This window comes from Amycolatopsis sp. NPDC000009 (genome assembly GCF_055563465.1).
On the sequence record NZ_JBVHDI010000006.1, the window covers coordinates 386,967 to 411,159 of the forward strand.

Here is a 24,193-nt window from a genome sequence, read left to right on the forward strand (position 1 = left end):
TTTCAGCCTTTCGGAGTGAGGTCGAGCGTCAGTTTCTTGAGGTCGAAGGCCTCCGCGTAGCGCTGCCCGCATTCGATTCCGCGAATGCGGGCGAGGCCGAGGAAGGCTTCCCGGTCGTACCAGGGCCGGTGCCGCTGAGACGCGTAGTGCTCCTGCAGCAGCCGCACCTTCTCTTCGGCGAGCTCGGGGGTGAGCGGCACGTACGCGGTGGGTTTGGCGAGGTCGCCGTCCCATTTCGCGATCTCGTACTCCAGCTGGAGATGGGTGCGGAACACCGTCGGCACCAGCGTCGCCAGCCCGCGGTGGTCCTGGTGCGCGTCGGCCGTGCGCGGGGAGAGGACGAGGTCCGGGTCGGTGCGGCGGCGCAGCCCTTCGAGGGCGTTCTTGGCCTCTTCCCAGTGCGCGGGGAATCGGCCGTCGGGCAGTTTGAGCACGGTGACCTCGACGTCGGCGCCGGGGCAGAAGGCGGCGAGCGCGGCCCGCTCCTCGGCCTCCCGTTCGGTGCCGCCACCGGAAAGGACGAGCGCGTCCACCCGGACACCCGGGTTGGCGGCGCAGAGCGTCAGCAGTGTGCCGCCCGCCCCGATGGCGATGTCGTCACAATGCGCGCCCAGCGCGACGATCCGCTCGATCCCGCCGGTACCGAGTCCGATCACGCCGTGCTCGCCGCTTCGCGTTCCCAGCGTGCCCACGGACGGTCGCCGTGCGCGTAGGCGTCGTCCAGCTGGACGCGTTCCTTGACCGTGTCCGTCGGCTTCCAGAACCCGCGGTACGGGTACGCCAGCAGCTTGCCCCGCTTGGCGAGTTCGCCGCAGCCGTCGGCCACCAGGTCGCCGCCCTCGGGGATGTGGTCGAAGATCTCCTGGCGCAGCACGAAGTATCCGCCGTTCTCCCACAGCGGCATCTCGCTGACCGGGGTCAGCGCGCCGATGCGGCCGTCCTCGCCCAGCTCGACGCAGTGGAACGACGACTGCGGCGGTACGACCATCATCGACGCGCCGGCGTCGGATCCGGTGAACCGCTCGATCATCTCGGGCAGCGGGGCGTCGGTGAGGACGTCGGCGTAGTTGGCGAGGAACATCTCGTCGCCCTGCAGGTATGGGCGCACCCGGCGCAGGCGCTCGCCGATGGCCGATTCGAGACCGGTCTGCACGAAGGTGATCGACCAGTCCGCGATATCGGTCGACAGCAGTTCCGCCTTGCCGTTGCGCAGGACGAAATCGTTGGAGGTGGTCTCCTCGTAGTTGAGGAAGAACTCCTTGATGTGGTGTGCGCCGTAGCCGAGGCAGAGGATGAACTCGGTGTGCCCGAAATGCGCGTAGTACCGCATCACGTGCCAGATCAGGGGTCTGGGGCCGACCATGGCCATCGGCTTCGGCACGTCGGACGCGTCACCGTTGCGCATCCGCATGCCGTAGCCGCCGCAGAAGAGGACTACCTTCACGACTTCACCTCGACGATTTCCAGGTGCGGGATGGGGAAGACCAGTTTCCCGCCCCATTTGTCCACATAGGACAGTTGGGCGGTCAGCTCCTTCCGGAGGTTCCACGGAAGGACGAGCACGTAATCGGGTTTGTCCGCCTCGATGCGTTCCGGCGGCAGGATCGGGATCCGGGTGCCGGGGGTGAACCGGCCGTGTTTGTACGGGTTCCTGTCGACGGTGTAGCGCAGCACGTCCGGGCGGATACCGCAGTGGTTCAGGAGCGTGTTGCCTTTGCCGGGCGCGCCGTAACCGACGACGGTCTTGCCTTCGAGCGCGGCGTCGGTGAGGAATTTGTTCAGGTCGAGCCGGACCTTGGTGACCCGCTCGGAGAATTCGGTGTAGCCGGACATTTCGTGCAGCCCGGCGGCCTTCTCGGCGTCGAGGACCTGGGTCATCCGCTCGCTCGGCTCACCGGCGACGGCCTCCGGGCGCGCCCACAGCCGGATCGAACCGCCGTGGGTGGGCAGGAGTTCGACGTCCACAACGGACAATCCGCCGCGCGCGAGGGCCCGGCGCGCGGATTCCACCGTGTAGTACTGGAAATGCTCGTGATAGATCGTGTCGTACTGGTTGTCCTGGATCAGCGTCAGCAGGTGCTGGACCTCGATGCTGACCCAGCCGTCGTCGGCGACCAGTGCGCGGAGTCCGTGCGTGAAACCGACGATGTCCGGGATGTGTGCGTAGACGTTGTTCGCCACGACGAGGTCGGCGGGACCGTGCTCGTCGCGGACCTCTTGCCCGGTCTCGGGGCCGAGGAAAGCGGTCTTCGTCGGCACGCCGGCGTCACGCGCGGCTTGGCCCACGTTCACCGAAGGTTCCACACCCAGACAGCGGATCCGCTGCCCCACAACGTGTTTGAGCAGGTAACCGTCGTTGCTGGCGACCTCGACGACGAACGAGGACTCGTCGAGCCCCAGCCGCTCGACGGCGCCGTCGACGAACGTCTTCGCGTGTTCGACCCAGGAAGCGGAATATGACGAGAAGTACGCGTATTCGGTGAAAGTCTCTTCCGGGGTGATCAGCGGCGGGATCTGCGCGAGCCAGCATTCGGTGCAGACCTGCAGGTGCAGGGGGTACGTCGGCTCCGGCTCGCCGAGCTGCTCCGCGGTCAGGAAACGTTCGCACGGCGGTGTCGCCCCGAGGTCGACGACACTGGCGAGATGGGCCGAGCCGCAGAGTCGGCAGGTGGTCATCGAGAGGCTCCTTGGCTCGCGTCACGTATCCCAGACGTCGGCACCTCGGGTCGCCTCGTTACATGCCTTCCAGAGGTCTCACGCTTCCGTCTCACAACCGAAACCTGTCGTCTCGGCCATCGGCGCAGACCCCTCCGCCATCCGGGCGCGGGCAACGCCGCCGGATCGCGTTTAGCCCGCTAAACGCAGGTCGCGGGCGCCCCCTCGCCCCGCCCGACTCGCGTTTAGCCGACTAAACGCGGCCCGCGAGCTCCCCCGTCCCCACCCGCGTCGCGTTTAGCCCGCTAAACGCAGGTCGCGGGGGCCTCTCGCGCTGGGCCAGATCGCGTTTAGCGGGCTAAACGCGACCCCCCGAGCCGCGTGAAGGCCCCCTTCCCTCGGCTCAGCCGCGGGAAGGGGGCCTTCACGCGGATTGGGGGGAGCCCAACCCGCCGGCGGCATCGCGTTTAGCGGGCTAAACGCGATGCGGCCGGCGGCGCACCGTCAGGAGACCACCAGGGCGTAGTCGGCGTCGGTGGCCGACGTCTCCGGGTGACCGTCGGCGTTCACCTGCGTCGCCACGACCTCCACCGTCCACGTACCCGCGGCCGGCTTCTCCAGGATGACGTTCTCCACCGTGTCGACCGTGTTCGGCGACCCGCCCGCGGTCGAGAAGTTGCCCGCCTTCAGCCCGTTGTTGCCGTAGTAGACGGTCCCGTTCGGCGCGGTGACCTTCAGGGTCAGGTCGTTGACCCTGGCGACCGACGCGCTCGGCGAGCCCGCCGGGTCGGTGTAGGCCAGCGTCGCCTTGAACTGCTTCGTCCCGTTCACCGCGACCGTGTACTTCTTCGACTGCCCGGTGCCCAGCAGGTCGGTCTCGTTCACCAGCACCGGCAGTTTCCACCCGTTCGCCTTGGCCTGGTCGTGCAGGTACCGCACGTTCGCGGTGCCCCAGCCCTGATGCGTCCTGGTCATGTCGTGCGACGTGCCGCTGAACGCGAATTGGTCCGCCCCGTTGACCAGCAGCGCCTTCGCGGTCGCCGCGTGCGGCCGGCTCGTGAAGACGTCGCGGGCCTTGCCGGGGCCGCCGTCGAACACGCCGTCGGCCCACATCTGGAACAGCAACCCGGCGTTTCCGCAGGTGATCGGGGTCGCGCCGCTCGTCCCGCCGAACGATGTCGTGTACGAGGTGTCACTGCTCGAAGACGTGGTGTCGATCCGGTCGTAGTAGTTCGACAGTTCCGGTTTGATCCGGCCGTCGGCGGCCGGGCCGATGCTGGCGCCGCCGCTCCACTTGTCGTCGGTGCGGCCCAGTGTGTTGTAGTGGTACTGCCCGCCCACCGAGAGCACGTTCTTCGACCAGGCCTGCGGCCGCGACTGCTGGGTGCCCGCGTTGCTCTGCGACTGACAGATCAGCAGGTCGTGGTCGAAGACGATCTTGTCGAGCTCGGCGGAGACGGAGTTGTAGGCCGTGGTCAGCCCGCCGCCCCAGCTGTTGCTCTGGAACACCGCGCGGTACTTGCCGGCCGGGTCGACCAGTTCCTTGGTGTGGGCGTAGCGGTCCGGCTTGTTGTAGGTGGCGAAGATCCCCTGCGCCTCGGGCAGCAGCCCACGCCGCGGCGCGCTCACCCCGGACGCGAAGATCTGGCCGTAGGTCGAGGTCCCGTGGCCGGTGCTGGTGGAGTTCGACCCGTGCATCACCGTCGGCCGCGCCTTGAACTCCTGGTGCGTGACGCGCAGCCCGCCGTCCATCACCTCGCCGCGGACGCCCTGCCCGCGGTAGCCGCCGACACTCTCGATGTAGTTCGCGCCCCCGCTCTCCCTCGCGTTGGCCATGTCGGTTTCGGGAGCGGTGATCGCGCCGACCGCGAGCACCTCGGCCCCCTGCGCCACGGTGGCGGCCTGCCCGGAACCGAGTTTCGCGACGATGTGCTGCCCGCTCTGCGAAATCGCTTCGATGCCGCCGCCGAGCCGCAGGATCCGCTCGGCCACGGCGCGCTGGTCTCGCGCGTCAGGTTCGACCAGCGTCACCAGGTGACTACCGGCCGAGGCGGTCGAGATCTCCATCTTGTCGTCCGCCCGGTATTCGCCGAGCCAGCGGACGAAAGCCAATTCCGCCACCGATTCGCGGTTCTCCGGCTTCAACCGGACCACGTAGGCGAAATCGGGAATGTAGGTCCCGATCCGCACGCCGAGTGAGCGCAATTTTCCGCGCTGCGCGTCGGTCAGCGCGCTTCGGACCTGGAGCAGGTATGCGCCCTTCCAGTCCTGGCTCGCCGCCGTGCGCTGGCTCAGCGGATCGAAGGTCCTGCTGGCCAGGCGGATGAACTGGGGGTCTTCGGCGGCCGGGGCGGCGACGGCCGCCCCGCTCGTCAGTAGCATCGCGCCGATCAAGGGCGCGAGGAAGCGGACAGACTTCGGCCGTGGCATGAAATACCTCCGGGGAGCTCTGCAGGGGAGAGGTCTTTCGAAGGTACCGGCCGAAAAGTGTGATGATCAGCCGCTGAACGGCCCAGCCGTTTTCCGGTATTGCGGGAAATGGAGCATAAACGGTTAAAAACTGATTCAGGAGATCTCGTCGATGGCCCCGCTGAACCGCGTCAGCCGCTCGCGTTCCTCTACGTCGAGCCTCCGCGTACAGCCCTCGGGCAGGGTGCACGCGACCCAGATGGTGCGGCAGCGCGCGTAGACCGCCCGTTCGTCGCGGAGCCTGCTGTTCACCACGACGTCGCAGGTCCCGATCCGGCCGACCACGGTCTCCACCTCGACCGGGTTGTCACGGAAGGTCAGCCTGCGCAGGTAGCTGACGTTGTGCTTCGCGATCAGATACGCCGGTCCCTTGGCCTGGAAAAGATGCTCGCGCCGCGGGTCGAGCAGCGCGATCTGGGCTTCCTGGAAGTACTCCAGCAGCCGCACGTTCCCGACGTGGCCGAGACAGTCCAGGTCGGCGACACGCAGGCGATGGCGGTGGAGGTGGATCTCGGGAGCGGGACGCGCACTGGTCGTCCCCAACGGATGTGCGTGCACGAAGTGGATCTTCAACGATCGTGCGGTGTTCCGGCCGCGCGGCGCAACGGACACCGGCCCGGTTCACTCCATCAGGGCTTCGGAAAGCTCGCGGATCGCGGCGGTCTCGGCGGTGTGGATGTCCCGGATCAGGGCGCCCATCGTGCCGAAGAGTTCACGGGCTTCGCCGTCGGTGAACGGTGTTTCGTCGTTGTAGTGCGCGCGCAGTTTCCACATTTCCGCACCGGCCGCCGCGGCGGCGTCCTGCCCCGCGTCGCCCTCCCGGACACCCGCCGACACCGCGCTGACCAGCCCGCGCACCCAGGCGAACTCCGAGTTCGACGCCGGGACGGCCGTCTCGGCCAATTCGGCCCAGCGCTCGCCGATGCCGCGCCAGACCGGCGCCTGTTCGGCCAGCGCCGGCAATTCGAGCACGGCGGCGGCTTCGGTGAGCGCGTCGGCGAACAGCCCGCGCAGGTGCCCGCCCTCCATCCCGGCCGGGGTGACGCTCTCCCAGACGTTGAACAGCGCCCCGACGAGCCCCCGCCGCTCGCCGAACGCGCGCGGCCAGCCCTTCGGGTCACGTTCGTCGGTCATCGCCTTCGCCCAGCGCCCCCAGGCGGGCAGCGAGAACGACTTCGACGGCGCCGAGAGGTTCCGGGCGCAGTCCGTGAGCCCGTCGCGCACGGCCGTCCGCCAGTCGGGGACCTCGCCGGGCTGAAGCGTCGCGAGCAGGTTCTTGTAGGAACCGACCCGGCCGCGCGCGGCGTCGAACGTCTTCCGGTCGACCGTCAGCGGGGCGAGGTTCCGATCGTCGACGAGCACCCGGCCGTCCTCCTCGCCGTACGCGACGACGAAGTGCCCGCCACCGCCGGACAGCTCCGGCGGCAGGTGCCAGTAACCGAGCGACTCGCGATCGGGCAGGACGATGACCGGCCGCCCCGCTTCGAGGTCGGTGGTGAGCCGTTTCGCGGCGGCGCGTTTGCCGCCGGTGGTGTGGAGATCGATGCCGAGCCCGAGACGGTCCACTGTGGACTTGAGCCATTCCTGGGGATACTGCCAGCGCGCGCGGAAACCGAACACGATCGTCGACATCGTTTCGTGCGCGAAGTCCCACAGGATGTAGCCCGCCCCGATCCCGCCGGACACGGCGAAGACCAGCGCCTCGCCCGGCGCCTTCCCGTCCGGCCCTTCGACACCGTGATGCGCCAGTACGGCGGCCACGGCCGAGACGTCCGGTTGCAGCCCGCCGCGCAGTTCGTACTCGCTCACCCCGCCATCATGCCCGCTCCGGCGTCAGAAGTCCCGGATCAGGGAAACCCTGCCGCGCAAAGGATCCGCGACGTACACCGTCCTGGTGCGCTGGTCGATCGCGACGGCGCCGGGGTTCACGCCGAGTGACAGGTCACCGGTGAGCAGGCTGGTCCTGCCGTCGATCCTGGCGAGGCCGTTCGGTCCGCCGTTGGCGTAGACGGTGTTCGATCCCTCGTGGACCGCGAGCGCCGACGATTCCGAGCGCAGCAGCACGGTCGCCTTCTCCTTGCGCGCGCCCATGTCCACGATGGACAGATGGTGGATCGCCGAGTTCGCGACGAACACCGTCCCGGACGCGCTGTGCACGGCGACCCCGGTCGGTGACTTGCCGACCGGGATCCCGCCGGAGAACCTGCCCGCGCCGATGTCGAAGACCTCCAGGGAGTCGGAGGCCGTGCTGGTGCAGTACGCGAGCTTGCGCCCGCTGTCGACCGCCGTCGACGACAACCCCCGCGTGGGGCCGGGGACGAGGTCGAGCAGGCGGCAGCCGACGCCGTCGATGACGGCCAGCGTCCCGGTGAGGGCGCTGGCCGCGTAGATGCGGTTCGCCTGCTCGTCGACGTCGACACTGGACGCGCCGGGGCCGGCGGGCACCACGCTGACGACGTCGTTGGTCCGCCCGTCCAGGACGATGACGGTCCCGCCGGGCGGATTCGCGGCGAAGATCCTGTTCGTCACGGTGTCCACGGCCAGCCCGGCGGGCTCGCCGCCGACCGGGATCACGTCGCCGACCGTGCCGGACCGCGAGTCGACGACGACGATCGTGCCGGTGGACGGGTCGGAGACGTACGCGAAGCCGGTGACGGAATTCACCGCGACCGCCTCCGGGGTGCCTCCGACCTCGACGAGAAGCACTTTTTCGGCCCTGGCCGCCGGCGCGAAGGCGACCGCGGAGGCGCCGGCCGCGGCCAGCGTGAGCAGGGCTCGGCGGCTCAGTTCGGGTCCTCGCACAGGCGCCTCCCGATGATCGTCCCGAGGTTCGACGATAACCCGCGAGCCGAGCACGCGAAGGAACTTCGCGTCCCCCGATCGCGTTGTTTCCGATGAGTAACCCCCACCCCGGAGAAAGGAAGGAGCAGGACGCCGTGCACAAACACCAGAACGGGCTCAAGACCGTCGTCCTGCTCGGCCTGCTGTCCGCGATCATCGTCGGCATCAGCGGTTTCTTCGGGCGGGGCGCGCTGGTCATCGGGCTGGTGGTGGCGCTCGGGGTCAACGCGTACGCCTACTTCAACTCCGGCAAGCTGGCGCTGCGGGCCATGCGCGCCCGCCCGATTTCGGAGGCCGAGCACCCGGCGATGTACCGGATCGTGCGGGAGCTGGCGACCACCGCGCGGCAGCCGATGCCGCGGCTCTACGTCAGCCCCACCCAGGCCCCGAACGCCTTCGCCACCGGCCGCAGCCCCCGGCACGCGGCGGTGTGCTGCACCACCGGCATTCTCGACCTGCTCGACGAACGCGAACTGCGGGCGGTGCTCGGGCACGAGCTGTCGCATGTCTACAACCGCGACATCCTGATCTCGTGTGTCGCGGGCGCGCTGGCGAGCGTGATCAGCGTGATCGCCAACATCGCGATGTTCACCAGCGTCTTCGGCGGCGGCAACCGCGAGGACGACGACAGCCCGCTGGTCGGGCTGCTCCTGGTCGTGATCGGGCCGATCGCGGCCGCGGTGGTGAAGCTCGGCGTGAGCCGCTCGCGGGAGTTCCAGGCCGACGCGTCGGGTGCGGAACTCACCGGAGACCCGCTCGGGCTGGCGTCGGCGCTGCGGAAACTCGACCAGGGGACGCGCGCGGCGCCGCTCGTGCCGGAGCCGAAGCTGGTCTCGCAGTCGCACCTGATGATCGCGAACCCGTTCCGGCCGGGCGGCGGCCTCACGAAGCTCTTCTCGACCCATCCGCCCATGGCCGAACGCATCCGGCGCCTGGAAGAGATGGCCCGCCACCCCCGCTGACCAGCCGGATCGCGTTTAGGGGGCTAAACGCAGGTCGCCCGCCGGATCGCGTTTAGCCCGCGAAACGCGATCCCGCTCGGACCCACACCCCCGTTGTCCCCAATGCGGCATCGGGGTCACTCAACGCCCCCACTGCCACATTGGGCGCGCTGACCAGCCGGATCGCGTTTAGCCCGCGAAACGCAGGTCGGCCCGGGCGTCCCACCCCATGGGAGCGGGAATCGGGGCAGGAGGGCGCGAGTTCCCCGGGCATGGGTTCCGCACAGCAGTTGCACCTCGGGGTCGCGCTCGACGGGGCCGGCCGGCATCCGGCCGCCTGGCGGGTCTCCGACGTCCGCCCGGCCGCCTTGTTCACCGCCGCTCACTACCTGGCCCACGCGAAGCTCGCCGAAGCGGCTTCGCTCGACTTCGTCACCCTCGACGACACCCTCGCGCTCCAACCCGGTGGCGAGGAGGTCGTCCGCGGCCGGCTCGACGCCCTGCTGACCTTCGCCGCGATAGCCCCGTTGACCAGCCGAGTCGGCCTGGTCCCGACGGTCACCACCACACACACCGAGCCGTTCCACATCTCGACGGCCGTCGCTTCGCTCGACTTCGCGAGCCGCGGTCGCGCAGGCGTCCTCCCGGTGCCTTCGCGCACCGAAGCCGAGGTCGCGCACTTCGGCAGGCGCACCCTCCCGTCCGAGGCCGACGCCGAAGCGGAGAACGCCGAGGTCGTCGACGTCATCGCTCGCCTCTGGGATAGCTGGGAGGACGACGCGATCATCCGCGACGAACCGACCGGCCGCTTCATCGACCGCGAGAAGCTCCACTACGTCGACTTCGAGGGCCGCTTCTTCAGCATCAAGGGACCTTCGATCACGCCGCGCCCGCCGCAAGGGCACCCCGTCGTCGCGGTGTACGGCGACTCGCCGTACGCGCACGGCGCCGACGTCGTCCTGATCGACGAGCCTCGCGGCGCCCGCGAGCGTTTTCCGGACGCCAAACTCCTGGCCGGGCTGACGATCGTGCTCGCCGAGACCGAGCAAGCGGCCCTCGACCGCCGTCGCGCGCTGGAGACCTTCGCGCCCTTCCCACCCGGCCAGAGCTTCACCGGCACCCCCGCCGGCCTCGCCACCGAACTGCCCCGTCTCGCGGCGTCCAACGATCTCGACGGCTTCCACATCCGGCCCGCGGTCCTGCCCGACGACCTGGCGCTCTTCACCGCCGAGACCGTCCCCGCGCTCCAGGCCGCGGGCGCGTTCCGTCAGGCCTACGACGGCACCACCCTGCGTGACCATCTCGGCCTCGGGGTCGCCGCCAACCAGTACGCGGAGGCGTGACAGATGCCCAAGCAGGTCAAACTCGCCGCACACTTCCCCGGCGTCAACAACACGACCGTGTGGAGCGACCCGCGTTCGGGTAGTCAAATCGACTTTTCGTCCTTCGAGCATCTCGCCCGCACGGCCGAGCGCGGCAAGTTCGACTTCCTCTTCCTCGCCGAAGGCCTGCGCCTGCGCGAACACGCGGGCAAGATCCTCGACTCCGACGTCGTCGGGCGGCCGAACACCACCACCGTGCTGGCCGCGCTGTCGGCGGTCACCACCCGGCTCGGGCTCGCGGGCACGCTGTCGTCGACCTTCAACGAGCCGTACGAGGTCGCACGGCAGGTCGCGAGCATCGACCACCTCTCCGGCGGCCGCGCCGCGTGGAACGTCGTCACCTCACCGGACGCGTGGACGGGACAGAATTTCCGCCGCGGTGGCTTCCTGAAACGCGAGGACCGTTACCGCCGCGCGGAGGAATTCCTCGCCACCGTGCGTGAGCTCTGGAACAGCTGGGCGCCCGACGCACTGGTGGGGGACAAGAAGAACGGCGTCTTCGCCCGCGGCATCGAGCGGTTTGTCCACAGTGGACCGCAGTTCGACATCCGCGGCGAGTTCACCGTCCCCAGGACCCCGCAGGGGCAGCCGATCGTCATCCAGGCGGGCGACTCCGACGAAGGCAGGGAGTTCGCCGCCAAGACCGCCGATGTCATCTTCACCCGCCATGGTTCACTGGAAAGCGGCAAGGAGTTCTTCGCCGACGTCAAGCGGCGGCTACCCGCCTACGGCCGCGAACCCGGCGAGCTGCTGATCATGCCCGCCGCGACCTTCGTCCTCGGCGACACCGAGGAGGACGCGCACGAGTACGCCCGCGAGATCCGCTACCAGCAGGTGCGCCCGGCGACCGCGATCCAGTTCCTCGAACAGGTCTGGAGCCGCGACCTCTCCGCCTACGACGCCGACGGCCCGCTCCCCGAGATCGACCCGGACCCCGACGCCGAGCCGCTGACCTGGGGCCGTGTCCGGCACGAGAAGGATCCTCTCGCCGTGGCCGCGAAATGGCGGGCGATCGCGGAGGAGAAGAAGCTCTCCATCCGCGAACTCGTCATCGAGGTGACCGCGCGCCAGCAGTTCGTCGGCACCGCCCGCCAGGTCGCGGAGTCGATCGACGAGTACGTCCAGAGCGACGCCGCCGATGGTTTCGTGCTCGTACCGCATCTCACCCCGGGTGGGCTGGACGCGTTCGTCGACGACGTCGTGCCGCGGCTGCAGGAACGGGGTGTCTTCCGGACCGACTACACCGGCGACACCCTGCGCGAGCACCTGTTCAGCCGGTAGCACCCTGGGTGCGCGCGACGTTCATCAGATATTCGCCGTAGCCGGACTTCGCCAGCTTCGCGCCGAGCGCGTAACACTGCTCCGCGTCGATGAAACCCATACGCAGCGCGACTTCCTCGAGACAGGCGATCCGGACGCCCGTCCGGTGTTCGAGGACCTGCACGAACTGGCCCGCCTCCAGCAGCGAGTCGTGCGTGCCGGTGTCGAGCCAGGCGAACCCGCGGCCGAGGTCGATCAGGGTCGCGCGGTCCTGGCGCAGGTAGGTGAGGTTGACGTCCGTGATCTCCAGCTCCCCGCGCGGCGAGGGCTTGAGGTCACGGGCGATCTCGACGACCTGGTTGTCGTAGAAGTACAGGCCGGTGATGGCCTTGTTCGACTTCGGCTTCTCGGGTTTCTCCTCGATGGAGAGGAGTTTGCCGTCGGCGTCGATCTCGCCGACGCCGTACCGCTGCGGGTCCTTGACCGGGTAGCCGAAGAGCACGCAGCCGTCGAGCGCGGTCGCCGCGGCCTGCAACCTGCTGGAGAACCCCTGGCCGTAGAAGATGTTGTCGCCGAGCACGAGCGCGACGTCGTCGTCGCCGATGAAGTCCGCGCCGATGACGAACGCCTCGGCCAGCCCGTTCGGAGCGGCCTGCTCGGCGTAGCTGAAACTGAGCCCGAACTGGCTGCCGTCGCCGAGCAGCCGCCGGAATTGCGGCAGGTCGACGGGGGTCGAGATGATCAGGATCTCGCGGATCCCGGCGAACATCAGCACCGAGATCGGGTAGTAGATCATCGGTTTGTCGTAGACCGGTAGCAGCTGTTTCGATATCGCCTGGGTGATGGGATGCAGACGCGTCCCACTGCCCCCCGCCAGCACGATGCCCTTCATGCGATGCCCCCGCTTCGTAGCCGATCGCTCGGGCTTCACACTACCGGGTGGCTCAGAACGCCGGGCCCTTCGCGAAGTACGCCTTGCAGCCGGCGTTGTTCTCGGTGGAGATCTGCAACACGTTCTTGCCGCCGTCGACCGGCAGCAGCGTGGAGCTGTAGTTGGGGCAGAAGTTGTCGTGGATCCCGGTGATGTGCACCGGCGCCGGAAGTTCGTACCAGTGCCCGGCGCCGAAGTTGTCGTTGGCCAGCAGCACTTTGCCGTTCTTGCTTTGTGGGACCCCGGCGGCGTTGGTGTAGATCTGCCCGACCATCACCAGCCGCACCCCGTTCGGGCCGCCGGGGAACAAGGTGATCGTCTGAGCATGCTGGAAGTAGTTGCCGTTCGCCGTGGTGACGCGGGTACCGGGGTCGAGGGGATCGCCCCAGTTGGCGCCGTCGGAGGAGATCTTGAAGTACGGGTCGCAGAAGCGGTCGCGGTAGTTGCAGATCTCGTAGGCCAGGTAGTACCGGCCGTCGGGGAGGCGGCGGATGATCGGCATCCCCGGCCGCACCCGGTGGGGCGGGATGGCCATCGTGCGCTGCTTGGTGCCCCAGTTCACCCCGTCGGTGGAGGCGACCCGGTTCATCACCTGCGCGAACTGCGGCGCCTCGGTCTCGTCGGCGTAGTGCAGCCACAGCGTGCCGCCCGCGTCGACGACGAACTCCGGCTCCCAGATGCCGTCGTGATTGTGCGAACGGGCCGCCTCGGACAGGAAGCCCCACGAGCGCCCGGCGTCGCGGCTGGACCAGATCCTGATGCCGATGCGCCGCTCCGGACCGGCGTTCTGCCGGTAGCTGGCGGCCCACAGCAGGGTGCCCGCGCGGAGCCTGCCGACCCGTTGCGGCAGTTCGTACAGCGTTCCGCAGCACATGCCGCGGCGGCCGTCGCGGTCGCGGATCTCGCCGATCTTGTGGAAGCTCTGGCCCTCGTCGGTGCTCTCCATGATCGGGGTGAACTTGCCGTTCTCGTCCTCGCTGGTCAGCGACGCGATGATGCGGCCGCGGCCGAACGGCGAGTGCTCGAGCCGGATGAGCCGAGGGTACGAGCCATAGCCGGGAACGAGCTGCTGGCGTTCAGCGGCCTGCGCGGGGGTGAACAGGGACGCGATCACCGTGAGTGACAGCGCGAAGGCGAGTGCGGAGCTGAAACGGCGCTTCATCGTGACCTTCCTCGAACGCGATCGCCGGATTACAACACGGCCTTTTGTCCCTTCGGGGCTCCCGCGAAGGCGTTGCGGCGGAAACCCACTTCCGGGTTGCCTGAATCGCTCGGCCGGGTGGCCCGGTAACGCTGGGCTATCGGCCGGCGAAGATCCGTTGACGGTTCGATTAGGGGGAACACGTGATCAGGCGCTTGTGCGCGGCTGTGCTGCTGACCGTGGGTCTGGTGGCCTGCTCGTCGCCGAATCCGGGCCGTGTCGTCCCGCAGGCGGCCGCTCCGGAAGGGCTGGCGCCTTCGCCGACTCCCACGACCACCCCGAGTCCCGGTCCTCAGCCGGAGGAGAAGCATTCGGGCAAGGGGAACGCGTCGGTGCCCATGGCTTGGCCGGCGCGCCTCGGCTTCGTGACCTTCGACTGCCCGAAGTGCTCCGGCCACGTCGCGGTCAACACCGAGAACGAGCTGATCGTCAACGACATCGGCCCGTACAAGGGCACACAGTGGATCAACGACATGCCCGGCCGTCAGGCGAAGACGTTCACCGTCAAGGCCAACGCCGCCTGGACACTGACCATCACCGACGAAAGGGGCCTTCCGGTCCTGGAGCCGGGCAAGCCCCTGTCGGGCAAGAGCGAAGCGGTGTTCGCCGTGCCCGATGCCGTCACGTCGGTCGCCGTCACCACCAAGAACAGCGGCCGCACCGCGGTGTGGGTGCACAGCGGTGACTACTCGGAGCTCCCCGTGAACCAGCTCGGCGACTACACGGGCAGCGTGCCCGTGTCCGGTCCGGCTTTCGTCTCGGTGGAAGGCGACGGGAGCTGGACGGTCGCCGCGTCCTAGGCGTGACGAAGGCCACCTTCCGCGGAAGGTGGCCTTGTTGCCGCCGCGCTCAGCGGTAGTTCGTGAACTGCAGCGCGATCTCGAAGTCCTTGCCCTTCAGCAAGGCGATCACGTCCTGCAGCTGGTCCTTCTTCTTGCCGGACACCCGCAGCTGGTCGCCCTGGATCTGCGCCTGGACCCCCTTGGGGCCCTCGTCGCGGATGAACTTGGCGATCTGCTTCGCCTTGTCCGACGCGATCCCCTGCAGGATCTTGCCGCCGATCTTGTAGATCTTGCCGGACAACGCCGGCTCGTCCGCCTCGAAGGCCTTCAGGGAGATGCCGCGCTTGATCAGCTTCTCCTTGAACACCTCGACCGCCGCCAGCGCCCGCTCCTCGGTTTCGGACTCGATCGCGATCGCCTCCTCACCGGACCAGTCGATCTTGGTCCCGGTACCCCGGAAGTCGAACCGTGTACCGAGTTCCTTGCTGGCCTGGTTCAGGGCGTTGTCCACCTCCTGGCGATCGACCTTGCTCACCACGTCGAAAGAGGGATCCGCCACGTGTTCTCACACCTCGTACTCGCTTGTCAGGAGCTTCCACCCTAGCCCTGTGGAACCCGGTTGACCGGGCCGCCACGGCATTGGGTATTCTTTCGTCTCGGCCGGGGACACCCGGTCACGGCGAGTTGCCCGAGCGGCCAAAGGGATCTGACTGTAAATCAGACGGCACTGCCTTCGGGGGTTCGAATCCCTCACTCGCCACACAGAAGCGGCCCCGTGACCCAGTCACGGGGCCGCTTCTCTTTTGTGCGCCGGGCCTTTAGTTAGTGGTTAGTAACTAGTAACTTCAGGGTATGGCTGGACGGATGAGCGGACCCGAGCGACGTGCCCAAGTGCTGGCCATCGCTGCGGAGGAGTTCGCGGAGCACGGGCTGCACGGGGCCTCGACGGAGGCGATCGCGAAGACGGCGGGGATCACGCAGGCGTACGTCTTCCGGATGTTCGGGACGAAGAAGGCACTGTTCCTGGAGCTGGTCCAGGCCGCGTTCGAGCGGCTCAGCGACGCGATGCGGGACGCGGGCGCGGGGGAGACCGGGCTGAAGGCGCTCTCGGCGATGGGCGCGCAGTACTTCGACCTGCTGGCCGACCGGACCGGGTTGTTGTTGCAGCTTCAGGGCTTCGCCGCGTGCGGCGACCCGGAGGTGCGGGACGTGGTGCGGTCTTGTTTCGCGCGGATGTGGGGCACCGCCGAGAACGGCACCGGACTAGACCCGGTGACCGTGAAGACGTTCCTCGCCTTCGGGATGCTGCTGAACGCCGGCGCCGCGATGGACGTCGAGCAGGTCGACGCGCTCTGGGCCGAGGGGGTTCGCACCCGGATCCAGCCGGGCCTGTTCACACACGTCACCACCGAGACGAACCGATGAGTGCCCCTGTCCGGCGGGACGGGCGACTGAGCGCCGCACTGGTGTGCACGGCGTTGGCGGGAGCCGTGATCGGCAGTGTCGGCGCGCCGCTGATCACCCCGGTCGCCACGGGGCTGCATGTATCCCTCGATGCGGCACAGTGGACGTTGACGGTGACGTTGTTCAGCGGCGCGATCGCGGGCCCGGTCCTGGGCAGGCTCGGCGGCGGTCCATACCGCCGCACCACGATTCTGATCACCCTGGCCATGGTCACGACGGGCGGGTTGCTGACGGTGCTTCCGCTTCCGTACGCGGCGTTGCTGATCGGGCGCGGCCTGCAGGGGCTCGGGGTCGCGGCCGGGGCGCTGTTGATGAGCGTCGCCCGTGCGCACCTGCCACCCGAGCGCTCGCCCTCGACGATCGCCGCGCTGTCGGTCGCGTCGACCGTCGGCATCGGGGTCGGTTATCCGGTGGTCAGCCTCCTTGATCAGCTCGCGGGCCTGCGTGCCGCGTACGGATTCGGATTCCTTCTCTCCGCCGTCGCTTTTCTCATCGCCTGGCGCCGGCTGCCTGCCGAGGCGCCCGGTGAACCGCCCCGGATCGATGTCCCCGGCGCACTGCTCCTCGCGCTCGGCACACTCGGGGTCCTCCTGCTCATCGCCGTGCCCTCCCTGTGGTCGAACGTGTGGTTCGCCAGTGGTCTCCTCGCCGGTACCGCCGCGGTCCTAGCTGTGTGGGCCTTCATCGAACTGCGCACCAGGGAGCCGCTCGTGGACCTTCGGCTGCTTGGCCGAGGCCCCGTCTTCCGCGCGAACCTGGCGATTCTCGTGGCCGGGGCGGGTTTGTACCTGCTGTTCAGTCTTTTCACCCGCTACGTGCAGACACCGGCGGACGCCCCTTACGGATTCGCGCTTCCGGGTGTCGCGGCTGGGGCGGCGTTGATCCCGTTTTCCCTGTTGGGATTCGTTGCGGGGAAAGCGATTCCGCGTATGAACGAACGGTGGACGTACCTGGTGTCGACCGTGATCGCGGTGGCAGGCGCGCTGGTATTCGTCGTCGGAAGCCAGTCGTTCGTTCTCGTCCTCCTCTCTATCGCCCTGCTCGGTTTCGCCGTCGGCGGCGTCTTCGCGGTGATGCCCAGACTCGTGCTCGTCGGTGTGCCGCAAGGGGAAACGGCCAGCGTGCTCTCGATCAACCAGATCGCGCGCAGCATCGGCATGGCCGTGGGCAGCGCCCTCGCCGGGTTGCTGCTCTCCGCGGCCACCCCGGACGGCGCCCTCCTCCCCACCCGGCACGGCTATCTCATTACGACACTGTGGGCGCTGCCCCTGCTCGCCTTCGGCGCGGTCATCATCTTCACGGACGGGCGCGTTCCCACACGGACACGTGCTTCGTACTCTCGGCGGTGAACTCCGAACGGTCCCAGTCCGCCCAGCGGTACTTCAGGCGCATCCCGGCGATGCGCGCCATGAGGTCCATTTCAGCCGGCCACACGTACCGGAAGGGGATGCGGCGGAACCGCCCCTGTCCCTCCGGTGACACCGTGACGTGGTTCGACGTGAACTCCTGTGTCACGACGTTGTACTGATCGAACCCCACATAGCCGGGTGCCATCGCGAACGGGACGATGTCCTGTCCGGGCGGCAAGCGGCGCAGATCCGGCAGGCCGACCTCGACCAGGAACAGTCCACCTGGCCGAAGGTGCGCGGCCGCGTTGCGGAAGACGTCGACCTGACCGTCCTGCGTGGTCACGTTGCCGATCGTGTTGTACACCAGGTAGACCAGCGAGAATTCGCCCTCCACACGTGTCTTCGTCATGTCGCCGATCGTGACCTCGACCGCGTCGCCGCCCGGCTTGCTCGCGATCCGGTCCGCCATCGCGCGGCTCAGTTCGATACCACTCACCGGCACACCGCGCGCCGCCAGCGGGACCGCGATCCGTCCGGTTCCGACGGCGAACTCGAGCACCGGACCGTCGGCCAGGTTCTGGAGGACGTCCACCGCCGGCGTCACCACTTCGGGCGCGTTCGCGCCGCCCGGCTCGTCATAGCGCGCGGCCACACTCTCGGGGAACCAGCCGTCCGCCGAGTCGTCTCCCGTATCCGTCTCACTGATCACGACCGCCGACGCTACGCCCGCGACCGTGCGCTCCTCATCCCGTTTTCGGTGGCGTCAGCGCGACGCGGCCCGATAACGCAGCAGCACGATGCCCGACGCGAACGCCCGCTCCTCCACCAGCCGAAGCTTCGGGACACCGGTGGCACCCTCGAACAACCGGCGGCCTTCACCGGCCACGACGGGATAGACGAACAACCGGTACTCGTCGACGAGGTCATCGGCGATGAGCGCCCGCACCAGCGAGATGCTGCCGGTCGTCACGATGTCCTTGCCTTCGGCGGCCTTCAGGTTCTCGATCTCGGAACGCAGCTCACCGGAGAGCACCGTCGTGTTCCGCCACTCCGGCTCGGTCAGCGTCCGCGAGACCACGTACTTGTCCACTGAGTCGAGATTGGCCGAAATCCCTGTCGTGTCATCGGTTTGCTTCGGCCAATATCCGCGCATGTCTTCGAAGGTGACGCGTCCGAGGAGGAACGCGTCGGCGTTCTCACGTTGTTCTTCGAGCACGGCCAGAACGTCCGACCGGTCCACGTCCGGATCGGTGTCGCCCGGACTGAACCAGTCGCCCGCCAGTTCGATCACGCCGTCGATCGTGCAGTTCTCGGTGACGATCAGCTCCCGCATGGACCCGACCGTACCGCCGCCCACCGACAAAAACGGCGCGTCACGCCTCGCCGTGCACCGCTCGCCTCGACGGATACCACGTCTCGCCCGCGGGTTCGCCCGCCATGTTCCAGCTCCACGACACCTTCGGCGTCACGCGCGCGTAGATGCCCGGGCCGACCACCCCTACCCGTTCGATCGGATCGGCGGCCTCGCCGTAGACGCGGATACCGCGGGCGATGAACGGGTCGAACGAGACCGTGTCGTCGACGACCAGGGCGACTTTGCGCCGTCCCGCCCGGATGTTGCGAAACTTCCGGGTCGCGAGAACCGAAGCGCCCACTCCACCGACCCAGAAATCCGTGCCGTCGAACTCGAACGCCAGCGGGACGACGTCGGGCTGCTCGCCGTCCTCCGACAGGGTCGCGAAGCGGGCCAATGGCTGCGAACGCAGGTACGCAATCTCCTCGTCTGTAAAGGTCATGGCGCCATCATCCGGGCGCGATTGAGGACCAGCATGTCGGTGACGAAGCAGACCGGCGCGCCGTCGGCCGCCCGGCCGATCCAGGTCGGATAGCTGCCGTCGCCCCAGCCGGTGGTGAACGCGATGATGTTGCCGTCGGCTCCGTCCGGAGTGACGTCGACGTACGGGTCCACCTCCTCGAACTTCTCCAGAAGGTCGTCGCCCATCTCCTCGGGGAGGGCGGCCGCGTCGGCGAAGCAACCCGTGCCGCTGTCCACGCCGTAGCCATAGAACTCCCCGTCCCCGAGGAAAAGCGCGTCCTGCCCGGGCCAGAGCGCGGTTTCCCAGGTGGCGACGGGAAGATCGGCGACGACGAGTTTGGCGGCCGCGACCCGTTCGTGGGCGGGTTCGTCGACGAACCGGATCACGGAGACTTCCACCCGGTATTCGCCGGGAGGCACGGTGACCGTGAAGTGCTCCGCGTCCGCGTCCAGGAAAGCCGGATCCGCCGCGACGAGCCTGCCGCTGGGCATGCGGAGCTTGCCGGCGTCCCGGAGTTCGACCTCGACAAGGCCATGGTCGCCGCTCAGCGAGAAGCGCGCGCCCGCGGTGAACATCTCGTCCATGCCGGAAGGGCGCAGCGGAACGGACGGCCGCCAGGGACGTTCGTCGACGGGCAGCGGTGGATCGGCGTCGGGAGCGTCTGAAGTCCGGAGCGTCAGCGGCCCCGAATTCGCGAGAGGCTCCCAGTCGCCGAAGGCAGGCTTCGGCATGGTCAGCTCCGACACCTGCTTGCTCACCTGACCGCTGCTGGAGCCGCCGCCGTAGCCCTGTGGCGCCTGATGCATCCAGCCCTTGCCATCCGGGCCGAAGGACATCTCCAGATGGCCGGCGCTCTTCTTGTCGAACTCCTCCTGGTCGTCGAACCGGTAGGTCCACTGCTCGATCTTCATGAGGAACAGCGCGCCGTCCTCCAGTACCCGGAACTCGAAGAAACCCCTGCGCCTGCCCAGCTCGTCGAACTGCACCGTCCGGGCGAAGCGGTTCTTCCATGCGATTTCGAGCAGTGCCAGCGGCACCTCGGTGCCAGGGCGCACCAAGGCGACGGCGTACTGCTCGCCGGCAGCGTCGCGCGCGCGGGCGGTGCCGGACGAGAGCCTCCCGGTCACCGCGCGGGCGGCCGGATCCCAGCCTTCGCAATAGACGACGTCCAGCAAGGTCCCCTCAGACATGCAGCGGAACCTAGCGGGAACCCCCGACAAAACCCAGGGCTATTCGCGGATCGCGTAGTCGCCGAAGGCCGGTTCCAGCAACTCGAAAGCCCGTTGTGCCGCCTTCGTCAGCGCTGCGGCGATCTCGTCGTTGCTCTCGCCGGCGTGTGAGCGCCGGAGGACCTCGCGGAAGAGGACGCGGTCGATCGCGTTGAGCTCGGCGGCGGCCATGACCGGGGTGACGTCGTCCGCGTCGGCTCCGGTCTCGGTCGCGAGCAGTTCGGCGAGCGCCGCTTCCCGCAGTTCGTGCAGTTCACGCAGCCGGGCGGTCAGAGTCGGGCTCTCCAGGACCATTTTGGCGAAGACCGGCCCGGTGAAGCCGATCACGGGCGAGTGCTCGGCGACCGCGTCCAGGAAGGTGCGCCGGAGCGCGGCCAGCGCCGACTCACCCGGCTTCCGGTCCCGGACGGCGTTCGCCAGCCCGTTCGTGAACTCCTCGTGCTGGTCGAGCGCCAGGTCCTCCTTGCGCGCGAAGTAGTTCGTGACGGTCTTCTTCGCGACTCTCGCGGCCGCGGCGATCTCGGCGATCGTCGTCTCCTCGAAGCCCTTCTCGATGAAGAGCAGCGTCGCCTGGTCGGAGATCAGCTGCCGCGTCTCCTGCTTCTTGAGCTCCCGCAAACCCACATCAGTGCTGGTCATGAGCGAAGTTTACCACCGTCGTAAAAATATCCTTGACTTACCGTGCGCTGGATGTAAACTTACGTCCGTACTACCGAACAGCGAGAGAAGAGGCTCCTTGACCGCTCGAATCCCCCAAGGCAACGAAGGCACCAATCGCGCCCAGGTCCGCCGGAACGACCGCCGCCACCAGCAGCCGTTCCCGGGCCGCTCGATGCCGGTGCGCCGTTCGATCGGCGTCCCGCGCCGCCGGTCCTACTGACCGGCTCGTATCTCTCGAAACCCACCGCCGACCCGAAGGGGATAGCCCATGAACGTCCTTGCCTCCACCATCTCGCTGACCGTCGACGACGTCGCCGCTTCCAGCCGCTTCTTCACCGAGCATTTCGGCTTCACCGAGCAGATGGCCGCTGAGGGTTTCGTGTCACTCGGGCACGAAACCGCGAAGATGACCATCGTCCTGCTGCAGGCGGGGATCGAGGTCCTGCCGGAGAACCTGCGGCAGCAGCGCGCGTCCGGGGTGATCGTGGCCTTCACGGTCGAGGACCTCGAAGCCGAGGAGAAGCGCCTGCGCGACGAAGGTGTCGAGATCACGTTGCCGCTGCGGGAAGAGCCTTGGGGAGAGCGCCTCCTCATGGTCACCGACCCGAACGGCGTACCCGTGGAACTCGTGGAATGGGTGCAGCAGTAGGGAAATTTCACGGCGGGGCTTGGTCCACAGTGGACCAGGCCCCGCTTTTGGTTGCTACTTCATCGTGGCGAGCTGGATCAGGTTGCCGCAGGTGTCGTCGAAGACGGCGGTGACCACGGGTCCCATGTCGACGGCGTCCTGCGTGAACTCGACGCCAAGGCCCTTGAGCCGGTCGACCTCGGCGTACACGTCGTCGACCGCGAACTGGGTGAATGGGATGCCGTCGTCTGCCAGCGCTTTCTTGAACGGCTTCGCCGCCGGGTGGCCGTCCGGTTCCAGCAGCAGTTCGACACCGTCTGGATTGGCGGGGGAGACCACGGTGAGCCAGCGGGCGTCGCCGGTGGGCACGTCGTGTTTCTTGATGAATCCCAGCTTTTCGGTGTAGAAATCCAGTGCCTTGGCCTGGTCGTCGACGAAGACGCTGGTGATGTTGATCCGGATCACGGGTTCGGTTCCTCTCGGTCGATGGGCCACCGCTCGACGATCGACCGCAAGGGGCTCGTGTCGATGTGGTGGAACTTGTAGCGGCCCTGGCGCCGGGTGCGTACCAAGCCCGCTTGTTCGAGCATCGCGAGATGCTGTGAGATGGCCTGTCGTGACGAGGCCAAGCCATGTTTCATGGTCAGCCTGCCGCAGATCTCGAACAGGGTCTGACCGTCCTTTTCGGTCAGCTCGTCCAGGATGGTGCGTCGCGTCGCGTCGCCGATCGCCTTGAACAGGTCGCCGTCCACGTCTCAGTTATAGGCAAGTCGTCACTTGCCTGTCAACTCGGGGTCAGGACCCGAGGTAACGCAGGATGGCCAGGACGCGACGGCTGTAGCCGGCGGTGTTGACCAGTCCGAGTTTGTCGAACATGGCGTTCACGTGCTTCTCGACGGCGCTCAGCGAGATGAACAACGACTCGGCGATCCCGGGGTTCGTGTGGCCCTGTGCCATTTTCTCCAGCACTTCACGTTCGCGGACGGTCAGTTTCGCGAGCGGGTCGGTGTGCGTGGTCCGTGCGAGCAACCGCCGCACCACCTCTGGATCGAACGCCGCCCCACCCGCGGCGACCCGGTCGAGCGCGTCCAGGAATTCGCCCACCTGGGCGACCCTGTCCTTCAGGAGGTAGCCGACGCGTTCGCCATCACCGGAGATCAGCTCGGCCGCGTAGCGCTTCTCGACGTACTGCGAGAGCACCAGTACCCCGATCTCCGGCCAGCGTTTCCGGATCTCGAGCGCCGCTCGAAGGCCCTCGTCGGTGTGGGTCGGCGGCATACGGACGTCCGTGACGATCACGTCCGGCCGGTACGCGGCCGTCGTCGAGAGGAGCGCGTCGCCGTCGCCGACCGACGCCACGACCTCGTGCCCCTCCTCGACCAGCAGCCGGACCAGCCCCTCGCGCAGAAGTGTCGAGTCCTCCGCGAGGATCACTCGCATGGCAGCATCGCCGTTACGACTGTCGGGCCACCGAGCGGACTGTCCACAGTGAACCGGCCATCCGCCGCCGCGACGCGCATCGCGAGGCCGGACAGGCCGCCGCCCGACTCCCGCGCCCCGCCTGTGCCGTCATCGGTGATCCGTACCCGCACCCTGCCCCCGTCCCACTCCACTTCGATGTCGATCCGCGTCGCCGCGGCGTGCTTGATCGTATTGGTGACCGCCTCGGAAGCGACGAAGTAGACGACGGTCTCGATCGCCGCCGGTGGCCGTTCCGGGAGGTCGACCCGCAGGTGGACGGGGATGCCCGAGCGCTCCGCGAGCGCCTCCAACGCGGGATGCAGCCCGTCCGCGTCCAGTGCGATCGGATACACCCGCCACGAGACCTCTCGCAGCTCCACGAGGGCGCGCTGTGATTCCTCGTGCGCTTGCCGGAGCAGATCCGACGCGTGCTCCGGGTCGGTCGCGCGACGTGCCCTGCCGAGCAGCATCCCGAGCGCGACGAGCCGCTGCTGGACGCCGTCGTGCAGGTCGCGTTCTATCCGGCGGCGCTCACCGTTGACCGCCTCGACCACCTCGGCCCGGCTGGTCGTGAGTTCGGAGAGCCGCCGGCGCAACTGTTCTCCTTTGCTGGGACCGAAAAAGCGCTTCGCCAGCCTGGCGTCCAGCGTCGCGGCTCCGATAAGCCCTTGCAAGGAAAGGAAAACAAGTAACCCGCCGAAGAGGGTGGTGGTGACCGGGTCGTACCAGTCGGCCGGTGCCCCACCTCCGGGCGACTGACCTTCGAAGAGCTGAGCGGCGATGATCACCCCGGATGCGGCACCCAGCAGGATCATGAGGAAGATCGCGGCGCAGAGCAGCCCGATGACGCACCGCGGGACGAGATAGGCCATCGCGCGGCGATCGGTGTAGTTCGTGGCGTTCTCTTCGCCGAAGTACTTCTCCAGCCGTCGCCGTTCCACTTCGGACAGTGCGCGCGCACCGGCGAAGACGGGGCGCCGCAGCGCGGGGACCGCGAGCGCGATTCCGCCGAAGAGCACGTAGAAGAACTCCGCGACGGCGGTCATGGCGCCGATCGCCAGGCCGAGTGTGCCGCGGAGGGCTTTGCGCAGATAGCGGCGCATCGCTGCCGGAACAGGCATAA

27 protein-coding genes and 1 tRNA gene are annotated in these 24,193 nt (G+C 68.1%); 9 read left to right on the forward strand and 19 right to left on the reverse strand.

Annotation, left to right across the window (positions count from 1 at the left end; translation table 11 throughout):
* Positions 1–2 precede the first annotated feature (2 nt).
* The 7 genes from ACZ3HL_RS19875 to ACZ3HL_RS19905 form a co-directional block, all read right to left on the reverse strand.
* On the reverse strand, positions 3–656 hold the full coding sequence (locus ACZ3HL_RS19875; protein ID WP_465532718.1) for a PIG-L deacetylase family protein: 654 nt from the start codon (positions 654–656) through the stop codon (positions 3–5).
* A complete protein-coding gene (locus tag ACZ3HL_RS19880; protein ID WP_465532720.1) occupies positions 653–1,444 on the reverse strand; it encodes a glycosyltransferase family protein in 792 nt (263 codons plus the stop codon). The genes ACZ3HL_RS19875 and ACZ3HL_RS19880 overlap by 4 nt, the downstream gene beginning before the upstream one ends.
* Positions 1,441–2,676, reverse strand: coding sequence for a class I SAM-dependent methyltransferase (locus ACZ3HL_RS19885; RefSeq protein WP_465532722.1), 1,236 nt, complete (start codon positions 2,674–2,676; stop codon positions 1,441–1,443). Before ACZ3HL_RS19885 ends, ACZ3HL_RS19880 begins: the two co-directional genes overlap by 4 nt.
* Before the next feature lie 483 nt (positions 2,677–3,159).
* Positions 3,160–5,085: a S8 family serine peptidase gene (locus tag ACZ3HL_RS19890; RefSeq protein WP_465532724.1), complete on the reverse strand. Its 1,926-nt coding sequence runs from the start codon at positions 5,083–5,085 to the stop codon at positions 3,160–3,162.
* 135 nt (positions 5,086–5,220) lie between these two features.
* Positions 5,221–5,682, reverse strand: a complete 462-nt coding sequence (locus ACZ3HL_RS19895) for an acyl-CoA thioesterase (RefSeq protein ID WP_465532725.1) — start codon at positions 5,680–5,682, stop codon at positions 5,221–5,223.
* A gap of 63 nt (positions 5,683–5,745) precedes the next feature.
* On the reverse strand, positions 5,746–6,933 hold the full coding sequence (locus tag ACZ3HL_RS19900) for a BtrH N-terminal domain-containing protein (RefSeq protein ID WP_465532726.1): 1,188 nt from the start codon (positions 6,931–6,933) through the stop codon (positions 5,746–5,748).
* Positions 6,934–6,957: 24 nt separating this feature from the next.
* Positions 6,958–7,926, reverse strand: coding sequence for a YncE family protein (locus ACZ3HL_RS19905; RefSeq protein WP_465415479.1), 969 nt, complete (start codon positions 7,924–7,926; stop codon positions 6,958–6,960).
* Between the two features lie 134 nt (positions 7,927–8,060).
* On the opposite strand from ACZ3HL_RS19905, the gene htpX reads away from it, so the two are divergent.
* The 3 genes from htpX to ACZ3HL_RS19920 all read left to right on the forward strand — a co-directional run bounded on the left by htpX (position 8,061) and on the right by ACZ3HL_RS19920 (position 11,569).
* Positions 8,061–8,927, forward strand: coding sequence for a zinc metalloprotease HtpX (gene htpX / locus ACZ3HL_RS19910; RefSeq protein WP_465532727.1), 867 nt, complete (start codon positions 8,061–8,063; stop codon positions 8,925–8,927).
* Between the two features lie 251 nt (positions 8,928–9,178).
* Entirely contained in the window at positions 9,179–10,249 is a 1,071-nt protein-coding gene (locus tag ACZ3HL_RS19915; protein ID WP_465532728.1) for an LLM class flavin-dependent oxidoreductase, read from the forward strand.
* A gap of 3 nt (positions 10,250–10,252) precedes the next feature.
* Positions 10,253–11,569 carry an NtaA/DmoA family FMN-dependent monooxygenase gene (locus tag ACZ3HL_RS19920; RefSeq protein WP_465532729.1) on the forward strand — a complete coding sequence of 439 codons (1,317 nt, stop codon included), beginning with the start codon at positions 10,253–10,255 and terminating at the stop codon, positions 11,567–11,569.
* Here ACZ3HL_RS19920 and rfbA read toward each other — a convergent pair.
* Positions 11,559–12,440, reverse strand: coding sequence for a glucose-1-phosphate thymidylyltransferase RfbA (rfbA, locus tag ACZ3HL_RS19925; RefSeq protein WP_465532730.1), 882 nt, complete (start codon positions 12,438–12,440; stop codon positions 11,559–11,561). The genes ACZ3HL_RS19920 and rfbA overlap by 11 nt on opposite strands.
* Positions 12,441–12,492: 52 nt before the next feature.
* Complete coding sequence (locus ACZ3HL_RS19930) at positions 12,493–13,641, reverse strand: sialidase family protein (RefSeq protein WP_465415471.1); 1,149 nt, start codon at positions 13,639–13,641, stop codon at positions 12,493–12,495.
* A gap of 182 nt (positions 13,642–13,823) precedes the next feature.
* Between ACZ3HL_RS19930 and ACZ3HL_RS19935 the strand changes: the two genes are divergently transcribed.
* Entirely contained in the window at positions 13,824–14,480 is a 657-nt protein-coding gene (locus tag ACZ3HL_RS19935; protein ID WP_465532732.1) for a hypothetical protein, read from the forward strand.
* Between the two features lie 49 nt (positions 14,481–14,529).
* On the opposite strand, the gene ACZ3HL_RS19940 is transcribed toward ACZ3HL_RS19935, so the two are convergent.
* The gene (locus ACZ3HL_RS19940; RefSeq protein ID WP_007030975.1) at positions 14,530–15,021 is read right to left on the reverse strand and encodes a YajQ family cyclic di-GMP-binding protein; all 492 of its coding nucleotides are present in this window, start codon (positions 15,019–15,021) and stop codon (positions 14,530–14,532) included.
* Positions 15,022–15,140: 119 nt separating this feature from the next.
* Here ACZ3HL_RS19940 and ACZ3HL_RS19945 point away from each other — a divergent pair.
* The 3 genes from ACZ3HL_RS19945 to ACZ3HL_RS19955 all read left to right on the forward strand — a co-directional run bounded on the left by ACZ3HL_RS19945 (position 15,141) and on the right by ACZ3HL_RS19955 (position 17,275).
* Positions 15,141–15,222, forward strand: a tRNA-Tyr gene (locus ACZ3HL_RS19945).
* 92 nt (positions 15,223–15,314) lie between these two features.
* Complete coding sequence (locus ACZ3HL_RS19950) at positions 15,315–15,887, forward strand: TetR/AcrR family transcriptional regulator (protein ID WP_465532734.1); 573 nt, start codon at positions 15,315–15,317, stop codon at positions 15,885–15,887.
* A complete protein-coding gene (locus tag ACZ3HL_RS19955; RefSeq protein ID WP_465532736.1) occupies positions 15,884–17,275 on the forward strand; it encodes an MFS transporter in 1,392 nt (463 codons plus the stop codon). Before ACZ3HL_RS19950 ends, ACZ3HL_RS19955 begins: the two co-directional genes overlap by 4 nt.
* Here ACZ3HL_RS19955 and ACZ3HL_RS19960 read toward each other — a convergent pair.
* From ACZ3HL_RS19960 to ACZ3HL_RS19980, 5 genes are read right to left on the reverse strand one after another with little or no spacing between them, the layout of a single operon-like run.
* Complete coding sequence (locus ACZ3HL_RS19960; RefSeq protein WP_465415435.1) at positions 17,223–17,984, reverse strand: class I SAM-dependent DNA methyltransferase; 762 nt, start codon at positions 17,982–17,984, stop codon at positions 17,223–17,225. The genes ACZ3HL_RS19955 and ACZ3HL_RS19960 overlap by 53 nt on opposite strands.
* A gap of 54 nt (positions 17,985–18,038) precedes the next feature.
* Complete coding sequence (locus ACZ3HL_RS19965; protein WP_465532738.1) at positions 18,039–18,608, reverse strand: dihydrofolate reductase family protein; 570 nt, start codon at positions 18,606–18,608, stop codon at positions 18,039–18,041.
* A gap of 40 nt (positions 18,609–18,648) precedes the next feature.
* Positions 18,649–19,071, reverse strand: a complete 423-nt coding sequence (locus ACZ3HL_RS19970) for a PPOX class F420-dependent oxidoreductase (protein ID WP_465415431.1) — start codon at positions 19,069–19,071, stop codon at positions 18,649–18,651.
* Entirely contained in the window at positions 19,068–20,282 is a 1,215-nt protein-coding gene (locus ACZ3HL_RS19975; RefSeq protein ID WP_465532740.1) for a DUF4241 domain-containing protein, read from the reverse strand. The genes ACZ3HL_RS19970 and ACZ3HL_RS19975 overlap by 4 nt, the downstream gene beginning before the upstream one ends.
* 39 nt (positions 20,283–20,321) lie before the next feature.
* Positions 20,322–20,960 (reverse strand): TetR/AcrR family transcriptional regulator, encoded by a 639-nt coding sequence (locus ACZ3HL_RS19980; RefSeq protein WP_465415427.1) that lies wholly within the window; start codon positions 20,958–20,960, stop codon positions 20,322–20,324.
* Between the two features lie 97 nt (positions 20,961–21,057).
* Between ACZ3HL_RS19980 and ACZ3HL_RS19985 the strand changes: the two genes are divergently transcribed.
* Together ACZ3HL_RS19985 and ACZ3HL_RS19990 are read left to right on the forward strand one after the other, a co-directional pair.
* Entirely contained in the window at positions 21,058–21,201 is a 144-nt protein-coding gene (locus tag ACZ3HL_RS19985) for a hypothetical protein (RefSeq protein ID WP_158073309.1), read from the forward strand.
* A gap of 48 nt (positions 21,202–21,249) precedes the next feature.
* On the forward strand, positions 21,250–21,630 hold the full coding sequence (locus ACZ3HL_RS19990; protein WP_465532742.1) for a VOC family protein: 381 nt from the start codon (positions 21,250–21,252) through the stop codon (positions 21,628–21,630).
* A gap of 54 nt (positions 21,631–21,684) precedes the next feature.
* Here the strand turns inward: ACZ3HL_RS19990 and ACZ3HL_RS19995 are convergent, their stop codons facing one another.
* From ACZ3HL_RS19995 to ACZ3HL_RS20010, 4 genes are read right to left on the reverse strand one after another with little or no spacing between them, the layout of a single operon-like run.
* Positions 21,685–22,074: a VOC family protein gene (locus tag ACZ3HL_RS19995; protein WP_465415421.1), complete on the reverse strand. Its 390-nt coding sequence runs from the start codon at positions 22,072–22,074 to the stop codon at positions 21,685–21,687.
* On the reverse strand, positions 22,071–22,361 hold the full coding sequence (locus tag ACZ3HL_RS20000; RefSeq protein WP_465532744.1) for an ArsR/SmtB family transcription factor: 291 nt from the start codon (positions 22,359–22,361) through the stop codon (positions 22,071–22,073). The genes ACZ3HL_RS19995 and ACZ3HL_RS20000 overlap by 4 nt, the downstream gene beginning before the upstream one ends.
* A 43-nt stretch (positions 22,362–22,404) precedes the next feature.
* The gene (locus ACZ3HL_RS20005) at positions 22,405–23,049 is read right to left on the reverse strand and encodes a response regulator (protein ID WP_465415419.1); all 645 of its coding nucleotides are present in this window, start codon (positions 23,047–23,049) and stop codon (positions 22,405–22,407) included.
* Complete coding sequence (locus ACZ3HL_RS20010) at positions 23,040–24,191, reverse strand: sensor histidine kinase (protein ID WP_465532746.1); 1,152 nt, start codon at positions 24,189–24,191, stop codon at positions 23,040–23,042. Before ACZ3HL_RS20010 ends, ACZ3HL_RS20005 begins: the two co-directional genes overlap by 10 nt.
* Between the last annotated feature and the right edge of the window lie 2 nt (positions 24,192–24,193).